Genomic DNA, 16782 nt, shown 5'->3' on the forward strand with positions numbered 1-16782 from the left:
AGAGGCTACTTGCTCTTGCCCGACATCTGCCATTGCGAGCGGCCTTCGGAGGCCTGGCGCAGCAGGGTGTCCAGCGCGGTGGCGTCGCCGCGCGCGATGACCTGTTCCATCAGGTCCAGCATGTCGCGGAAGCGGCGCGACTGCTCCAGCACATCGGTCTTGTTGGCGAGCAGGATGTCGCGCCAGACCTCCGGGTCGCTGGCGGCGATGCGGGTGAAGTCGCGGAAGCCGGGGCCGGCCAGGCTCAGATAGTCGCGGCCCAGCGGCTGCTTGGCGATCGCGCTGAAGTAGGCGAAGGCGAGCAGATGGGGCAGGTGGCTGACGGCGGCGAAGGCGGTGTCATGGTGATGCGGCGCCATCTTCAGCACCTGGCAGCCGATCGCGGACCAGACGTCGGTGGCCTTCTGGACCAGCTCGGGGCGGGTCTGGGGCAGCGGCGTCAGGATGACCTGGCGGCCCTGGTACAGCGTCGCATCGGCATGCTGCACGCCGGCATTTTCCTTGCCGGCGATCGGGTGTGCGGGCACGAAGGCAGCGATCTGCTTGCCCAGCACACGCTGCGCGGCCTCGACGACATCGCCCTTGGTCGAGCCCACGTCCATCAGCAGCACCGCGGGATCGACCAGGTGGCGTATCGCCTTCAGTGTCGCCTCGGTCGCCGACACCGGCACTGCGAGCAGAACGATGTCCGAGCCGGACACGGCCAGCAGCGCAGATTCGGCCGCGATGTCGATGACGCCCAGACGGCGCGCGGCTTCGGTCGTGGAGGGCGACTTGCTGTAGCCCACCACCCGCTTGACCAGTCCGGCCTTCTTGAGCGCCAGTGCGAACGAGCCGCCCATCAGGCCGCAGCCGATCACACCCAGTTGGTTGAACATGCGCTCCGCCTATGACTTCAGAGGGTAGGCGCCGATGACCTTGTAGAACGCGCAGAGCTCGCGCAACTCCGCCAGTGCCGCGGCGACATGGGGCTGCGAAGGGTGGCCGTCCAGGTCGATGTAGAAGTAGTACTCCCACTGGCCGGTCCGTGCCGGCCGTGACTCCAGCCGCGTCATCGAGACGCCATGCTTTTTCAACGGTACCAGAAGGTCGTGCATCGCGCCGGGCCGGTTGGGCACCGAGACGATCAGGCTGGTGCAGTCGCGTCCGGTGGCGGGTGGCGTGGCCATGGTCTGCGGCAGGCAGATGACGGCGAAGCGCGTGCGGTTGTAGGCCTCGTCCTGCACCGCGTGGGCGACGATGTGCAGACCAAACAGCGTCGCCGCGCGTTCGCTGGCGATCGCCGCATAGGCCGGATTCTGCGCCGCCAGGCGTGCGCCTTCGGCATTGCTGGAGACCGCGCGCCGCTCGGCATCCGGCAGGTGCTTGTTGAGCCAGTTCTGGCATTGCGCCAGCGCCTGCGGATGGGCCAGCACGGCCTCGATGCCGTGCAGCGAGCCCTCCTTGCGCAGCAGGTTGTGGCGGATCAGCAGGCTGACCTCGCCGATCACATGCGTGGGAGTGTGCAGGAACAGGTCCAGCGAGCGCGTCACCACGCCCTCGGTCATGTTCTCGACGCCCACCACGCCGTACTGGGCGCTGCCGCTGGCCGTGGCGTGGAAGACCTCGTCGAAGCTCGTGCAGTAGATCAGATCGGCGGCGCCGCCGAAGTACTCGATCGCCGCCTGCTCGCAAAAGGTACCCACCGGGCCCAGCACCGCCACGCGTTGCGGTGATTCCAGTGCCAGGCAGGCGGACATGATCTCGCGCCAGACCGCGGCCACATGCTCGTCCTTCAGTGGGCCGGCATTGGCCTGCTGGATCTTGGCGATCACCTGAGCGACGCGATCCGGGCGGAAGAAGGGCGTGCCTTCACGCCGCTTGAGTTCACCGACGGCCTCGGCGACGCGGGCGCGTCGGTTGAGCAGGTCCAGCAACTGCTGGTCCAGCGCGTCGATCTGGTCGCGCAGCACCAGCAGTTCGGGATTGGCGACGGGGGAGGGGGTGGGCGGGGAGCCCTCAGCCATGGTGTGCCTCAAAGTCCTTCAGGTATGCCACCAGGGCTTGCACGCCCTCCAGTGGCATCGCGTTGTAGATGGATGCACGCATGCCTCCCACCGACTTGTGGCCTTTGAGTTGCAGCAGTCCGCGCTCCCGGGCTCCGGCCAGGAAGGCGTCGTTCAGTTGCGGCGTGTCGTATTCGCCGCGCAGGAAGAAGGGCACGTTCATGCGCGAGCGGCAATGCGCCGCGACGCGGTTCTCGAACAGCGCCGACTGGTCCAGGGTCTCGTAGAGCAGGCGCGCCTTGTCGATGTTGCGTTGCTCGATGGCCGCCAGGCCCGTGAGCCCCGCATAGCGGAAGTGCTTCAGCCACTGGAACACCAGGCCAGCCACATAGATGCCGAAGGTGGGCGGCGTGTTGTACATCGAGTGCGCCTCGGCCACGGTCTTGTAGTCGAAGGCCGAGGGGCAGATGGGCAACGCATGGCCCAGCAGGTCCTCGCGCACGATCACCAGCGTCAGCCCCGCCGGACCGATGTTCTTTTGCGCGCCACCAAAGGCCAGGCCCACGCGGCTCCAGTCCACCGGGCGCGAGGCCACGTGGGACGAGAAATCGATCACCAGCGGCGCTCGGCTGCCCAGCGCCTGCAGGTCGGGCAGTTCCTGGAACTCGACGCCGTCAATGGTCTCGTTGCTGCACAGGTGGACATAGGCCGCATCGGGCCGCAGGCGCCAGTTCTGCGGCGCGGGCAGGCTCTGGTAGTGGCCTTGAGCGTTGGCGCCATTGGCGGCGATCTGTACGTCGGCGTAGCGGCGGGCCTCGGCCGCGCTTTTGCTGGACCATGAGCCGGTCACCACCATGTCGACCTGGCCACTGCCGCCGCGCCCGGCCAGGTTCATCGGCACGATGGCGTTCTCGGCCAGGCCGCCGCCCTGCATGAAGAGGATGCGGAACTGCGCTGGAACCTGCAGCAGCTCGCGCAGGTCCGCCTCGGCGGCCTCGGCGATGGAGATGAACTCCTTGCCGCGGTGGCTCATCTCCATCACGCTCATGCCGCTGCCATGCCAGTCCAGCATCTCGGCGGACACCTGACTCAGCACCTCCTCGGGCAGGGCGGCCGGGCCAGCCGAGAAGTTGTAGGGGCGGTGTGCGTTCGGCGGGTTCATCGGAGGCGGATCAGCAGGGCAGGGCGGAGGGGCGGGATTACTTCTTGCCGTTGTCCGGCTTGGAGGCGGACGGAGGCGGCGTCAGTCCCAGGTGCTTGCCCACGTTGTTCTGCAGGCCGAGGAAGCGTTCGTCCATGGTCTTGCCCGCGTCGGCGAGCAGCTTCTCGGCCAGGGCCTTCTGCATCTCCGGTGCCACCTGAGAGAACTTCCGGTTCAGCGGCGATTCGATCCAGGCCACGAGCTGGCGCAGTTCGTCTTCGGTGAACTTCTCCTCCAGCACCGGCCCCAGCACCGCGGGAGCCAGTTTGTTGGCGCGCTCTTTCAGGAACTTGTCGTTCTCATCGAGGAAGCGGCGCACGTCGGCGTCGATCGCCTTGGCCGCCGCTTCACGCTTGTCGGCGGGCAGCTGTTGCAGCGCCAGACCGGCGCGTTGCATCAGCTGGCCCACGGGTTGCTGCAGGATGCCGCGTGCGACGGTCTCGATCCCGCCCTGCTGGAGCTGGACCACCTTGGCCGCGAGCTCCTTCTTGGTCTGGGCCAGGGCCGTCGTTGCGGATGCCGCCATCAGCAGGGCGGCGAAAAGAGGTGCGAGCTTCAAGGCTTATTCCTTCGTGGTCGTGTCGTCGGCGCTGCCCTCGTCGGTGGGCAGTTCGGAGGCCTCGTTGGCATCGTTCTCGACGATGCGCTGCAGGCCCGAGAGCTTGGCCCCTTCGTCCAGGGCGATCAGGGTGACGCCCTGGGTGGCGCGACCCAGCTCGCGGATCTCGGCAACCCGCGTGCGCACCAGCACGCCGGTGTCGGTGATCAGCATGATCTCGTCTTCCGGACGCACCAGGGTCGCGGCGACGACCTTGCCGTTGCGCTCGCTCTGCTGGATCGCGATCATGCCTTTGGTGCCGCGGCCGTGGCGGGTGTACTCGACGATGGAGGTGCGCTTGCCATAGCCGTTCTCGGTGGCCGTGAGCACGCTCTGCGTCTCGTCCTCGGCCACCAGCATCGCGATCAGGCGCTGGTCGGGTTCCAGCATCATGCCGCGCACGCCGCGAGCCTGGCGGCCCATCGGACGCACATCGTCCTCATCGAAGCGCACCGCCTTGCCGCCATCGCTGAACAGCATCACGTCGTGCTTGCCGTCGGTCAGCGCCGCGCCGATCAGGTAGTCGCCCTCGTCCAGGTCGACGGCGATGATGCCGGCCTTGCGCGGGTTGCTGAAGTCCTTCAGCGAGGTCTTCTTCACCGTGCCCAGCGCGGTGGCCATGAAGATGAAGTGGTCCTCCGGGAAGCTGCGGAACTCGCCGGTCAGCGGCAGGATGACGTTGATCTTCTCTTCCGGCTGCAGCGGGAACATGTTGACGATGGGCTTGCCGCGTGAATTGCGGCTGCCCTGCGGCACCTCCCAGACCTTGAGCCAATAGACGCGGCCACGGTTGCTGAAGCACAGCATCCAGTCATGCGTGTTGGCGATGAAGAGCTGGTCGATCCAGTCGTCTTCCTTGGTGGCCGTGGCCTGCTTGCCGCGCCCGCCGCGGCGCTGCGCGCGGTACTCGCTCAGCGCCTGGCTCTTGATGTAACCGGTGTGTGAAAGCGTCACCACCATGTCGGTGGGCGTGATCAGGTCCTCGGTGCCCAGTTCCTGCGCGTTGTGCTCGATCACGCTGCGGCGCGCGCCGAGCTTGGTCTGGCCGAACTCCTGGCGCACTTGGATCAGCTCTTCGCTGATGATGGTGGTCACGCGCTCGGGCTTGGCGAGGATGTCCAGCAGATCGGCGATCTGCGCCATCACGTCGCGGTACTCGCCGACGATCTTGTCCTGCTCCAGGCCGGTCAGGCGCTGCAGGCGCATCTGCAGAATTTCGCCAGCCTGGTCTTCGGAGAGGCGGTACAGCCCGTCCGCCTGCATGCCGTACTGCGGCGCCAGCCCTTCGGGCCGGTAGGCATTGCGGCCGCCGGGCGTGTCCGCCTCGGCGCGGGACAGCATCTCGCGCACCAGCGACGAATCCCAGGAACGCGTCATCAGCTCGGCCTTGGCGACGGGGGGCGTCGGCGAGTTCTTGATGATCGCGATGAACTCGTCGATGTTGGCCAGGGCCACTGCCAGGCCTTCCAACACATGGCCGCGCTCGCGAGCCTTGCGAAGCTCATACACGGTACGCCGGGTCACCACCTCGCGGCGATGCTCCAGGAAGACCGTGACCATGTCCTTCAGATTGCACAGCTTGGGCTGACCGTCGACCAGCGCCACCATGTTGATGCCGAAGCTGTCCTGCAGCTGGGTCTGCTTGTACAGATTGTTCAGCACGACCTCGGGCACCTCGCCGCGCTTGAGCTCGATCACAACGCGCATCCCGGACTTGTCCGACTCGTCCTGGATGTGGCTGATGCCTTCGATCTTCTTCTCGTGCACCAGCTCGGCGATGCGCTCCAGCAGCGTCTTCTTGTTGACCTGGTAGGGGATCTCGTCAACGATGATCGCCTGGCGCTGGCCGCGGTCGATGTCCTCGAAATGCACTTTCGCGCGCATCACGACCTTGCCGCGGCCGGTGCGATAGCCGTCGCGCACACCCGACAGGCCATAAATGATGCCCGCGGTGGGGAAGTCCGGCGCGGGAATGATCTCCATCAGCTCGTCAATTGAGCAGTCGGGGTTCTTCAGCGCATGCAGACAGGCGTCAACCACCTCGTTGAGGTTGTGCGGCGGAATGTTGGTGGCCATACCCACCGCGATGCCCGCCGATCCGTTGACCAGCAGGTTGGGCAGCCGGGTCGGCAATACCAGCGGCTCTTTCTCGCTGCCGTCGTAGTTGGGTCCGTAGTCGACGGTTTCCTTGTCGATATCGGCCAGCATTTCATGGGCGATTTTCGACAGGCGGATTTCCGTGTAACGCATCGCCGCCGCGTTATCGCCGTCGACCGAGCCGAAATTGCCCTGGCCATCGACCAGCATGTGGCGCAACGAGAAATCCTGGGCCATGCGCACGATGGTGTCGTACACCGCGCTGTCGCCGTGCGGGTGGTACTTACCGATGACGTCGCCGACGATACGGGCCGACTTCTTGTAGGGTCTGTTCCAGTCGTTGTTCAACTCGTGCATCGCGAACAGCACGCGCCGGTGCACCGGCTTGAGGCCGTCGCGGGCGTCGGGGAGGGCGCGTCCGACGATCACGCTCATCGCGTAATCGAGATACGAGCGGCGCATCTCCTCTTCGAGGCTGATCGGCAGGGTTTCCTTGGCGAACTGGGTCATGCGCGGGACGTGGGCGCGCGAGGCGGCCCAAGGTCATGTGACAGAAATGCGCGATTCTAGTTCCTCGGCCTTGTCGTGCATGCGCAACATCCTCGTCGCACTCACCGCGCCGGGCCGCCACAATGCGTTCGTCTCGTTGCCCTATGGCACAATCGGTGCGTCCCTAGGAAGAAACCCTAATATCGGGCATACTCCTAAGGTTTGCAATCCGGCATTCATTGGACATATCGCAGGGCAGCTGCGGCTTTCCTTGAGAGGAGAATCATGAAGAAACTGAACCGCGTGGCGTCGCTCTTCGCAGTCGCCGCTGTGGCCACTTCGGGCGTGTTCGCCCAGACCGTGGACAACTGGCGTGCGACCGACGGCACCGTCTGGAAGAACGGCACGAACGAACTGTGCTGGCGCGATGCCAACTGGACCCCTGCCACTGCGGCCAAGGACTGTGACGGCGCCCTGAAGCCGGAACCCAAGGTCGAGGCCCCCAAGGTGGTCGCGCCCCCGCCCGCTCCGGTGGCTCCTCCGGCTCCCTCGGCTCCTCCGAAGCCCACCAGCGAGAAGGTGACCTACGCTGCTGACGCCTTCTTCGACTTCGACAAGTCGGTGCTGAAGCCCGAAGCCAAGGCCAAGCTGGATGACCTGGTCTCCAAGACCGGCGGCATCAACCTGGAAGTGATCATCGCCGTCGGCCACACCGACAGCGTGGGCACGGACGCCTACAACCAGAAGCTGTCGGTGCGTCGCGCCGAGGCCGTGAAGGCCTATCTGGTGAGCAAGGGTCTGGAAAAGAACCGCGTGTACACCGAAGGCAAGGGCGAGAAGCAGCCCGTGGCGGACAATAAGACCGCCGAAGGCCGCGCCAAGAACCGCCGCGTCGAAATCGAAGTGGTCGGCACCCGCGCCGTCAAGTAATCGCGAGCGTTCCGGGTGGATTCCACCCGGCTGCGATCAACCCGCAAGGCGAAAGCCCTGCGGGTTTTTTCATGCTCGGCGCACACGCTGGGCTACCATTGCGCCCCATGGCAAATGTCGATGTCAACGAGCTCGCGAAGTTCAGCGAGCTGGCCCACCGCTGGTGGGATACCGAAAGCGAATTCAAGCCGCTGCATCAGATCAATCCGCTGCGGCTGGAGTGGATCAATGGCCTGTGCCCCCTGTCCGGGCTGAAGGTGGTGGATGTGGGCTGCGGCGGCGGGATCCTCGCCGATGCGATGGCCCGCAAGGGCGCCCAGGTGCTGGGCGTGGACCTGGCCACCAAGTCGCTGCGCGTGGCCCAGCTGCATGCACTGGAGGCTGGCACGGACAAGGTCGAGTATGAGGAAATCGCCGTCGAGGACCTTGCCGCGCGCCAGCCGGCTTCGTTCGATGCGGTCACCTGCATGGAGATGCTGGAGCACGTTCCCGACCCGGCTTCCGTGCTGCGCGCGTTGGGGCAACTGGTCAAGCCGGGTGGCTGGGTCTTCGTGTCCACGCTGAACCGCAGTTTCAAGAGTTTCCTGTTTGCCATCGTGGGCGCTGAGTACGTGCTGAAGCTGCTGCCAGCCGGCACCCATGAATATGCGCGTTTCATCCGTCCTTCCGAGCTGGCGCGCATGGCCCGCGAGGCCGGCCTGGAGCTGCACAGCGCCAAGGGGCTGACCTACAACCCGCTGACCCAGCGTTACAGCCTGGGCATGGACACGGGCGTGAACTACCTGCTGGCCCTGCGCCGTCCTGCATGAGCGCCATGGCACGGCCGGCCGAGGCGCGCGCTCCGCTGCGCGCGGTACTGTTCGACCTGGACGGTACGCTGGTGGACAGTGCCCCGGACCTGGCCGGTGCCACCAACGACATGCTGCGGGCACGCGGTCTGCCCGCGCTGGCGCTTGAGCGGCTGCGCCCCATGGTGGGGGCCGGTGCGCGGGGCATGATGGGCATTGCATTCGGCGCATCGCCTCAGGATGAGCGGTTTCCCGCCCTGAAGGCCGAGTTCTTTGACCGCTACGAGGCGCGTTTGCTGCGCGAAACCCGGCCCTTCGATGGCGTGGACCGGCTGCTCGATGGGCTGGTCGAGCGCGGGCTGCCATGGGGGATCGTCACCAACAAGTCGGAACGTTTCGCCTTCCCACTCACCCAGGGCCTGGGATGGGCGACGGCGGCCGCGGCGGTCGTCGGTGGCGACACGACGGCGCATGCCAAGCCGCATCCCGAGCCTTTGCTGGAAGCCGCCCGACGCGTCGGTGTGGCGCCCGAACATTGCCTTTATGTGGGGGACGACGCCCGAGACATCGTCGCCGGCCGCGCCGCCGGCATGCGCACCGTGGCCGTGCGTTGGGGCTATCTGGGCGAGGGCGAGCCGATCGAAGTCTGGGGCGCCGACCGCATCGTCGATGATCCCGCCGCACTGCTGCACTGGCTGAGCCAGGAATTTCTGATGCCGCAGGCCAACTCGCCTCTTGAAACCGCGGCAGCTGGCATAATCTAATACTTCTCTCTCTGGGGCCGACCTGGTTTCGACGTGGGTGCGGAGTCGGAGTAGGGCATGCCGAGCACCAGTTCGCTCGTAAATCCACTGGAACAAACTAACTGCGAACGACGAACGTTTCGCCCTCGCCGCTTAATACCGGTGAGCCTCGCAACAGTCGGCCCATGGGCTGGGGTGGCAACACCTGCGAGGTCATTCTCATGGGCTGGTCCTGAGCCGGGTCACACGACCCAGGACGAGATCTAGTGACTGGCGTCTACGGTAGCGTGCTGCTGCGCGACCGGGGCGTAAGAATCAAATCAGACAGCTAAGCATGTAGAACTGCCCGATGATGGCTTGCGGACGCGGGTTCAATTCCCGCCGGCTCCACCATCCAACGCTCTCGGGCCGTCCCAGACGGCCACGAGACCTCCGAAAGGCCTAAGTGGACTCAACACTTAGGCCTTTTTCTTTGGCGGCGTGAATCGCCGACCAGCCTACAGGCCGCTTTCCCGGCGCCACAAGGCCCACAGCTGCTGCCATCCCTGGGCCAGCAGGCTGCGTGACTCTCCTTGCAGCCACACGTGTCCGACCAGCTCGCTGCCCAGGGCCCGTGGCTCGCATTGCGTGAGTCGCGCCCGGTAGGTGGCGGTCAGGGGACGCAGTTCCCCGCCTTGCTGCACGCTGCTGATGGGGCCGCCGTAGACGCTGGCCAGAGCGGGCTGAGGCAGGCTGCGCAGGTTGACCGATTCCAGCTGCAGCGCGTCGCAGCGCAAGCTGCCGAACTCCGGCAAATTGGCCACGAAGCGCGATGTGTTGGTTGGATGCTGGCGCAACGCCGCCACCTGCGCCTCGCTGACAAAGGCTTCCACCTTGAGGCTGTCGGGCCGCCCGACGATCTGGAACAGCTTCTCCCCGCGCGTGAACCAGGCCTGGTCGGCCAGCATGGGGTGGGCGGTGACCACCGTGCCGGCAAAGGGTGCGCGCAACTCCAGCTGCTCGCGCTGGCGCTGCAGTCCGGCCACTTCCTCTCGGGCGGCCTGCCAGCGCCTGTGCAGGGCCTGGCCTTCCTGCTGCAGGCGCTGGTCCAGAGGCTGCTGCTCCACCTGCCAGCGCAGCAGAGATTCCTGGTGCTCCGCCAGGCGCAGGCGCTGCTCCAGCTCCGGCGAAGCCAGGCGCAGCAGAACCTGGCCCTCGCTGACCGTCGCACCCTCGGCCACTGCGGGACCTTGCTGCTGCGCCGTCTCGACCGCGTACAGCGCCTGGTTCTCGCGGTGGCTGAGCACGGCCGGCGCCTGCACGCCGCTGCGCCAGGGCAGGCCGACCCACAGCAGCAGGCCAGCGAGCAGCACGGCGCTGCGTCGTGTTCGACGGTTCCAGTGCACGTCCGGGCGGCGGCGCCACCACACGCGCAGCTCACGCCAGATGGGCAGCGCGATGAACCAGCCCAGTTCCACGGCCAGCAGCAGCAGGCCCAAAGCCTTGAAGAACAGGTGGTAGACCAACAGTGCAATGCCGAAGAAAAGCACCAGCCGGTAGAGCCAGGTGGCGAAGGCGAAGGCGATGAGAAAGCGGCGCCGGGCCGGCGGCAGCACTTCCGGCACCGGATCGTCAAAGCCATAGAGCTGCTCGCGCAGCCACCAGCGTCCCATGGCAAAGGCGCGCTCATGCAGATTGGGCATGTTCAGCGCATCGGCCAGCAGGAAGTAGCCGTCGAAACGCATGAAGGGGCTGGCGTTGATGCCCAGGGTGATGAGCCAGCTGCTGGTGGCCAGCATGAAGGCGCCGGCCCGCAGCGGTCCCTCGGGCAGGAAGGTCCAAGCCAGGGTGGCGCAGGCGGCCAGCGCCAGCTCCGCCAGCATGCCCGCCGAGGCGATGCGCAGGCGCTGTTCGCGGCGGGTGAGCTTCCAGGCCTCGTTGGTGTCGGTGTAGAGCACTGGCCACATCACCAGGAAGGCCACGCCCATGGTGGGCACGCGGCAGCCGTAGCGATGGGCCGTGATGGCGTGTCCCAGCTCGTGCAGCAGCTTGGCCAGGCTCAGCGCGAGGCCGAGCCCCAGCAAGCCGGCCAGTGTGCTGTAGGCCGAAAAGGTGTGGGTGAACTCGTCCCAGCGCCGCGAAACCAGGAACAGCCCCAGCACGGCGGCGCCGGCCACGGCCCACCAGAATCCGGGCCGGAACAGCCATTGCGTGTAAGGGGCGATGGCGCGCAGAAAGGGCTCGGGCCGTAGCAAGGGCACGCGGAAAAACAGGTAGTGCTTGAGCAGCCACATCGCGTGGCTGCTGCGGCCGGCCTGGGCCGCGCGTGTCAGCCGGGCGCTGTGCTCCGGGCTGTGCGGCTGCAGCAGATGGTGCTGTGCCAGAAAGTTCAGCAGTGCGTCCAGGTCCTGCCGGCCCAGGCGCAAAGTGGTTTCGCGGGCCACGGCATCCAGCACCGCCTCGGCGCTGCCCAAGGACCAGCGCGAAATCAGTTCGAAGGCGGGCCAGGAGATTTCGTAGAAACGGTGCGCGGCGGGATCGTGCAGGGTCCACGTGGGGGCCCCGCTGGCATCGGCGGGGCCGGGATGCAAGCTGAGGTCCTGACGCAGTGCGGGCAACATGGTGCCGGCGCTCACCAGCCCACCCATTGGCGCAGTGCCGCGATGGGGCGCCGCAGCGCGTAATAGGCAAAGGGCACCCAGCGCCCCGAGAGCCGCGCCGTGCCGCGCAGGCCGAGGCGGGGCAGGGGCTGGCCGGCCACGAACTCGGCGCGCACCCGATAGGCCAGCACGCCTTGATCCGTGGGCTCGGCGCTGTAGGACATGCGGACGATGCGGGCCTCGTAGGCCTCCGTGGGGCTGGCATCGGGATAGAAGCTCACCGTCTGGCCCACCTGCAGCTGGATCTGCTCGGCGGCCGGCATGCGCGCCAGCAGTTCCACTTGCCCGGGGTTTGCCAACAGCAGGACCTTCTCGCCCACGGTCACGGCCTTGCCCTGCCAGTCGTTCACGTCGCCGAACACCGCCACTCCCGCGCGCTCGGCCTTCACCTGCACCCGCTCCAGCTGCTGGGACAGATATTCCAGTTCCAGCGCGCGCTGCTCCAGCTCTCCCCGCACCTGCCCCATCTTGAGGCGGCCCTTGTCGTCGGTGACGGCCAGTTGGGCGGACTGCCGGTATTCCTCCAGGGCGGTGTCGTGCGCGCGCCGGGCCACGGCGCGCCGGGTTTGCAGGGCGGCGGTGTCCAGGTCGAAGAGCGGGCTGCCGGCCTCCACGGCCTGGTCGGGCTGCACATGGAAGCGGCCGATGATGCCGTCCAGTGGCGCCCGCACCAGGAAGGGCTCGCGCGGGCTGACCTCGGCCGGCGCCAGCACGCTCAGGCGCACCGGTACCAGGCTGACCAGCAGCAGGCCCAGCAGCGCGCGGCGCTGGGTGCGGCCGGGCTTGAGCAGGGACTGAAGCCGGGACAGGACATGCTCGCGCGGCCGGAAGGCGGCCAGCGCATGACCGTAGCTGCCCGCCAGCTCCGCCAACAGGGCACGCTCATGTTCGTTGAAGGCCTGATCGCGCGCGAGCAGCAGGCCGCCCTCCAGTTCACCCTGGCGGGCTTTCAGCGGCAGCCACAGGGCATGGGGCGGCAGCCAGTCGGCCCACTCGGCCTGGCTGTCGGCTGGCGCGCTGCCGGCGTCCAGCGGCGTGATGCCGGGGCTGGAAGCCAGGGCCCGGCAGAGCCGGTTCAGCCATTGGAGATAGGGCGCGTTGGGGTCGACCTGGGGCAGGCCTGAAACCGCCGTCACCGCGCCCAGACCGGCCGCGCTCCACAGCGCGGCCTGGCGGTAGGGCAGCAGGTTCAGGGTCTCGTTGACGATGACGAAGCCCAGGCCTTCGAGATCCGGCGCCTCGCGGGCTCGCCGGGCCTGCTGCAGCAGGCCCATCAAGGCCTGCAGGGCGGGATCGGCGCTCACTGCGCGCCGGGGAAGGTGGCCCAGCCGCTCATGCCGGGCTGCAGGGCTGGATGGTTGCCGCTGATCTGCCCGGTGATGGAGACGGACTGGCTGACCGGGTCGATGCGAGCACCCACGCGTATCACCTTGGCGGGAAAGCTCTGGCCGAGCTCGTCCACACTGACGGTGAAGGGGCTGCCCGGCTTGAGGCGGGCCAGCCAGCGCGAAGGCACGATCAGTTGCAGCTCGGGCGGGCCGCCATCGACGATTTCCAGCAGGGGGCGGCCCGGGGTGGCGAACTCCGAGTTGGCCGCCAGGCGCTTGGCAACCCTGCCCGAGAAGGGCGCGGCGATCACGCACTTGCTCACCGTGGCGCGCATGTAGGCCGCCTCGGCCGCGCTTTCCTTGACGCGCGCCTCGGCCTGTTCGACGTCGAGCCGGCTGGCCGAGTTGAGTTCGGCCAGGCGCTGGTTCACCGCCAGGGTCTTGCGCGCGGCTTCGTTGCTGGCTTCCGCCTTGTGCAACTGGGCCTCGAACAGTGCGCAGTCGAAGGCCACCAGGGTCTGGCCGGCCTTGAAGCTGTCGCCCTCCTTGAGTGGCAGGCGAGCGATCTTGGCGTTCAACTCACCCGCCACCACGGCGGTTTCGCGCGCACTCAGCTGGGTGCGGATGCGGCCGTCGCGGTCGGGTTCGGCGAAGTTCTTGCTGCCCTGGCTGGCGGTCTGGGCGGCACACAGGCCGGTGCTCAAGACAGCCAGCAGGGCCAGGGTCGATGCATGGGGACGCAGGCTCATGAGGGTCAGGGCGCTTTCCGGGCGGCCTCCTGCAACTCGAGCTCGCGCTGGGCGAAAGCTGCGCGCAGAGTGGGCAGATCATGCGAGGGCAGGGCGTCGGGCAAGGGGTCCAGCCCCAGGGTCAGCAGCATCTGGCCATAGGCGTTCTGCAGCGCGCCATAGCTTTGGTAGAGGCGCAGTTCGGACATGACGGCGCTGGCCTGGGCACGAATCTCCACCAGCTTGCCTTGCGCGTTGGCGCTCGTGGCATTGCGGGTGTGGTTGAGGATGCTCTGATCGACCTGGTTCATGTCCTCGGCCAGCTCGAACTGACGTTGACGTCCCTGCAGGTCGCGGTAGGCCACATGCACCTGGGTCAGCACGGCCATGCTCAGGGCCAGGCGCTGCTGGCGGGCGATGTCGTACTGGGCCTGCGCGGCGTCGCGGATCTGGCCGTAGCTCAGCAGGTTGATCAGGTTCCAGCTCACGCGCAGGCCCACGTCGCCCCAGCTGTTGTGGACCAGGTAGCTGTCGTTGTCGTACTTGGCCCCCAGATCGATGCTCACGCCAGGCAGCACGCGGGCGAGGGCGCGTTTGGTCTCCAGCAGGCCGATACGCTCCTGGTAGCTGGCCTCGACCAGCTCCGGGCGTTGCAGCAGCGCCGCTTCTTCCATGGCGTCGACGGCGACGGGCAGGCGGGGCAGGTTCAGTGCACCCGGTGCGGCCAGGCTGAAGTTCTGGCCAGGGGCCACATTCATCAGCGCGGCCAGGCGCGGCTTGGCCTGGGCCAGTTCATCGCGGATGGCCTCCAACTGGCGCACCAGATCCAGCAGCTGGCGCTGGTAGTTCAGGCTGTCCAGCGGCGGCTGCAGCTTTTCGCGCTCGATGCGGCGCGAATCCGCCAGCGCACTGCGGCTGAGTTCCAGCAGCGGCACGATCTTGGCCTCTAGCTGCTGGGCGCCAACGGCCTGCCAGTAGGCCTGGCGCAGTTGCTGCATCAGCTGGTGGATGACCTTGCGGCGGCGCTCCTGCATCACCAGCACGCGGTCAGCCTGCTGCTTGGCGCCGTAATAGCTGACGCCGAAGTCCAGCACGTTCCAGGACAGGGTCAGCCCCGCGGTGTCATGCTCGCGCTCCGAGGAGATGGAGGGCACGAGGGACTGCTTGCCGGTCGCCAGATCGCGCGAGGACGCCGCACGCTCGTTGCTGCGCCAGGCATAGCCAGCATCGGCGACCAGCTTGGGCAGCAGGTCGAAGCTGGACAGCCCCAGCTGGCGTTGCGACAGCGCCTCTTCCATCAGCTTGATGCGATGGTCCAGGTTGTACTTGAGGGTGCGGGCGGCCGCTTCCTCCAGGGTCAGCGGCCCCTCCAGGGCGGGCTGGTCGGCAAAGATGCTGCTGCGCTGCTGGGCCAGGCCAGCCTTGGCTTCCTCGCGGCTGATGGGCACGGGTTGGATGGCACAGCCTGCCAGCAGGCCGGCAGCGGTCAGCGCAGCCAGGGGGCGAAGGGCGAGGCGCGGGCGGTGGATTCTCAACGCGGTCTCCTTGATCCGGATGATGTTCTGTGAAGTCAGGCGGCTTGGCCGTGACGGGTGTCGTGTTGCTTGGCCTGCTCCTGCAGGTGATGCAGCAGCTGTGCGGCCTCTTGCTGGCGAGCGTGGCGTCCAAACTGGTCGAACTGGGCGGCGAGCGAGGGCTTGCCGGGCGCGGCGAGCTGGGACGGACGATCGGCCGTGGCGGCATCGGGGATGAGCCACATCTCCGAGCGCTGGTCCTTCGTGGACTGGATGTCCAGCTTCAGCTGCGTCTTGACCTCGTTGCCGTCGGCATCCCGGGCCTGCACATCGATCAGGAGATCGCTGCTCACACCGGGAGGCACCTGACCACTCAGCGTGCCCGTGGTCGGGTCGAAGCTGAGCCAGGCGGGCAGCGGGCGGCCATTGGCCAGGCGCGCGCTCAGCACCAGGGGGGCGCCACTGTCGGGCATGCTGAAGGCATTGGCCGGCAGGGCGATGCTGAAGCGCTGGCCCGCGTTGACGGCCATGCTGCCCAGGTCGGGCATCGCGCTCAGAGTGCGTGGCGGCGGGGCCGTGGTGAGCAGGTTGACGCTGTTCTCGTAAAGCGGACGTTCCCGAAGGACTTCCGGAGAGGCCGCGGCGCTGAAGCCCGAGTTGCCGGGCGCGCCGCCGCTCAGATTGGCCATGGGCGCCGGGGTCGGCCTGGGGGCCACGCTGATGAGCGGGTTGCTCGGCGGCAGGCTGTAGGTATAGATGCCTGAGGCGCCCGTGGCCATCTGGCCGCCGCTGTCGGTCGGGATGGTGTACAGCGGCGCGATGGGCTGGGTGAGCGGGCCGGCGGGCGGCGCCGGAACCCGGCTTGGGGCGGGCTCTGGCGGCAGGACCGGCGCAGCCACCGCGTTCACCACGATCTGGCGGCCATCGGTGGCCGGCAAACTGGTTTGCAGGGCGTTGCCCACGGCGTCTCGCAGCACGGCGCCGCGTGCCTCGAATCCGGCCAGCGTGATGCCATCCGGCGCGCGCTGGCCGTCTTGCACCACATAGCGGAAATTCAAGGTATCACCGCTGCTGGACAGATAGTCGGCGTAGACCGTGCTGCCGTTCTCCAGCATAAACGCGAGTCGGGGCGTGCCCTGGCTGGTGTCGACCTGGACGGGCTCGCTCAGGCGCAGGCTGAAGTCCAGCACGGCTCCGGCGCCATAGGTTCCGGCCGCCGGCAGATGGACGGCAGTCACGCCGGGCGCGTCGCGATCCACCGCATAGGCCTCACCGCTGAAGCCGGCGCCCAGCGGATTGCCGGCGGCGTCGCTGATGCCGGTGCCCGAGCCCTTGAGCGCCAGCTGCAGATTGCCGGTGCCGCTGATTTGATCAATCAGCACGCTGTAGGTGCTGGCGTCAATCTGGATCACCGAGGCCACTCTGCCGCTGGCAGTCCCGCTGCTGCTGAGCAAGAGGTCACCGGCATCAAGGCCGTTGACCGCCTCGCTGAACTTCAGCGTGTAGTGCAAGGTGCTGGCATTGCTGGGTGAGGCGTCTGCCCGCTGCAGGCTGCTGACGTCGGGATTCCGCGCATCGATGGCGTAGTTGCCGGAGCGGGCCGTGCCGCTGGCGGCGTTGCCGGCCAGGTCGGTGTAGCGGCTGCCGTCCAGGCTGATGAGGTTGGCGGTCGACTCGACGCCGGCCGTGGGCGTGAGGGTGGCGGTCCAGGTGAGGCCGCCATTGCTGCTGCTCAGGCCGCC

The 16782-nt window shown here is 67.4% G+C and carries 13 protein-coding genes and 1 other RNA gene; 4 read left to right on the top strand and 10 right to left on the bottom strand.

Annotated elements, in window-relative coordinates; translation table 11 throughout:
- Nucleotides 1-5: 5 nt before the first annotated feature.
- The 5 genes from LZ017_RS17520 to gyrA are packed head-to-tail and all read right to left on the bottom strand — an operon-like array spanning nucleotide 6 to nucleotide 6391.
- Nucleotides 6-878 carry a prephenate dehydrogenase/arogenate dehydrogenase family protein gene (locus tag LZ017_RS17520; protein WP_241398184.1) on the bottom strand — a complete coding sequence of 291 codons (873 nt, stop codon included), beginning with the start codon at nucleotides 876-878 and terminating at the stop codon, nucleotides 6-8.
- A 9-nt stretch (nucleotides 879-887) separates the two neighbouring features.
- Nucleotides 888-2006: a prephenate dehydratase gene (gene pheA, locus LZ017_RS17525; RefSeq protein WP_241398185.1), complete on the bottom strand. Its 1119-nt coding sequence runs from the start codon at nucleotides 2004-2006 to the stop codon at nucleotides 888-890.
- Entirely contained in the window at nucleotides 1999-3147 is a 1149-nt protein-coding gene (gene serC, locus LZ017_RS17530; protein ID WP_241398186.1) for a 3-phosphoserine/phosphohydroxythreonine transaminase, read from the bottom strand. Before serC ends, pheA begins: the two co-directional genes overlap by 8 nt.
- 37 nt (nucleotides 3148-3184) lie before the next feature.
- Complete coding sequence (locus tag LZ017_RS17535) at nucleotides 3185-3745, bottom strand: DUF2059 domain-containing protein (protein ID WP_241398187.1); 561 nt, start codon at nucleotides 3743-3745, stop codon at nucleotides 3185-3187.
- Nucleotides 3746-3748: 3 nt separating this feature from the next.
- Entirely contained in the window at nucleotides 3749-6391 is a 2643-nt protein-coding gene (gyrA, locus tag LZ017_RS17540; RefSeq protein WP_241398188.1) for a DNA gyrase subunit A, read from the bottom strand.
- Nucleotides 6392-6655: 264 nt separating this feature from the next.
- Here gyrA and ompA point away from each other — a divergent pair, with 264 nt between their 5' ends.
- The 4 genes from ompA to ssrA all read left to right on the top strand — a co-directional run bounded on the left by ompA (nucleotide 6656) and on the right by ssrA (nucleotide 9224).
- Nucleotides 6656-7300: an outer membrane protein OmpA gene (gene ompA / locus LZ017_RS17545; RefSeq protein WP_241398189.1), complete on the top strand. Its 645-nt coding sequence runs from the start codon at nucleotides 6656-6658 to the stop codon at nucleotides 7298-7300.
- Nucleotides 7301-7407: 107 nt separating this feature from the next.
- Nucleotides 7408-8109, top strand: coding sequence for a bifunctional 2-polyprenyl-6-hydroxyphenol methylase/3-demethylubiquinol 3-O-methyltransferase UbiG (ubiG, locus tag LZ017_RS17550; RefSeq protein WP_241398190.1), 702 nt, complete (start codon nucleotides 7408-7410; stop codon nucleotides 8107-8109).
- A complete protein-coding gene (gph, locus tag LZ017_RS17555) occupies nucleotides 8106-8852 on the top strand; it encodes a phosphoglycolate phosphatase (protein WP_241398191.1) in 747 nt (248 codons plus the stop codon). The genes ubiG and gph overlap by 4 nt, the downstream gene beginning before the upstream one ends.
- A gap of 13 nt (nucleotides 8853-8865) precedes the next feature.
- Nucleotides 8866-9224, top strand: a transfer-messenger RNA (tmRNA) gene (gene ssrA, locus LZ017_RS17560).
- 104 nt (nucleotides 9225-9328) lie between these two features.
- Here the strand turns inward: ssrA and LZ017_RS17565 are convergent.
- From LZ017_RS17565 to LZ017_RS17585, 5 genes are all read right to left on the bottom strand, one after another.
- Nucleotides 9329-11431 (bottom strand): site-2 protease family protein, encoded by a 2103-nt coding sequence (locus LZ017_RS17565; RefSeq protein WP_241398192.1) that lies wholly within the window; start codon nucleotides 11429-11431, stop codon nucleotides 9329-9331.
- A gap of 11 nt (nucleotides 11432-11442) precedes the next feature.
- A complete protein-coding gene (locus LZ017_RS17570; RefSeq protein ID WP_241398193.1) occupies nucleotides 11443-12774 on the bottom strand; it encodes an efflux RND transporter periplasmic adaptor subunit in 1332 nt (443 codons plus the stop codon).
- Nucleotides 12771-13547, bottom strand: a complete 777-nt coding sequence (locus LZ017_RS17575) for an efflux RND transporter periplasmic adaptor subunit (RefSeq protein WP_241398194.1) — start codon at nucleotides 13545-13547, stop codon at nucleotides 12771-12773. The genes LZ017_RS17570 and LZ017_RS17575 overlap by 4 nt, the downstream gene beginning before the upstream one ends.
- A 5-nt stretch (nucleotides 13548-13552) precedes the next feature.
- The gene (locus LZ017_RS17580) at nucleotides 13553-15061 is read right to left on the bottom strand and encodes a TolC family protein (protein ID WP_241398195.1); all 1509 of its coding nucleotides are present in this window, start codon (nucleotides 15059-15061) and stop codon (nucleotides 13553-13555) included.
- A gap of 35 nt (nucleotides 15062-15096) precedes the next feature.
- The coding region (locus LZ017_RS17585) for an Ig-like domain-containing protein (protein ID WP_241398196.1) at nucleotides 15097-16782 on the bottom strand (1686 nt) is incomplete at its 5' end.

The sequence above is a fragment of the Pelomonas sp. CA6 genome (genome assembly GCF_022549225.1).
In the GTDB taxonomy this organism is placed as follows: Bacteria; Pseudomonadota; Gammaproteobacteria; order Burkholderiales; family Burkholderiaceae_C; genus Roseateles.

Bases quoted from the DNA above. Each gene is read 5' to 3' on its own strand.
- LZ017_RS17520 (WP_241398184.1), bottom strand. From the start codon at position 878: ATGTTCAACCAACTGGGTGTGATCGGCTGCGGCCTGATGGGCGGCTCG.
- pheA (WP_241398185.1), bottom strand. From the start codon at position 2,006: ATGGCTGAGGGCTCCCCGCCCACCCCCTCCCCCGTCGCCAATCCCGAA.
- serC (WP_241398186.1), bottom strand. From the start codon at position 3,147: ATGAACCCGCCGAACGCACACCGCCCCTACAACTTCTCGGCTGGCCCG.
- gyrA (WP_241398188.1), bottom strand. From the start codon at position 6,391: ATGACCCAGTTCGCCAAGGAAACCCTGCCGATCAGCCTCGAAGAGGAG.
- ompA (WP_241398189.1), top strand. From the start codon at position 6,656: ATGAAGAAACTGAACCGCGTGGCGTCGCTCTTCGCAGTCGCCGCTGTG.
- ubiG (WP_241398190.1), top strand. From the start codon at position 7,408: ATGGCAAATGTCGATGTCAACGAGCTCGCGAAGTTCAGCGAGCTGGCC.
- gph (WP_241398191.1), top strand. From the start codon at position 8,106: ATGAGCGCCATGGCACGGCCGGCCGAGGCGCGCGCTCCGCTGCGCGCG.
- LZ017_RS17565 (WP_241398192.1), bottom strand. From the start codon at position 11,431: ATGTTGCCCGCACTGCGTCAGGACCTCAGCTTGCATCCCGGCCCCGCC.
- LZ017_RS17575 (WP_241398194.1), bottom strand. From the start codon at position 13,547: ATGAGCCTGCGTCCCCATGCATCGACCCTGGCCCTGCTGGCTGTCTTG.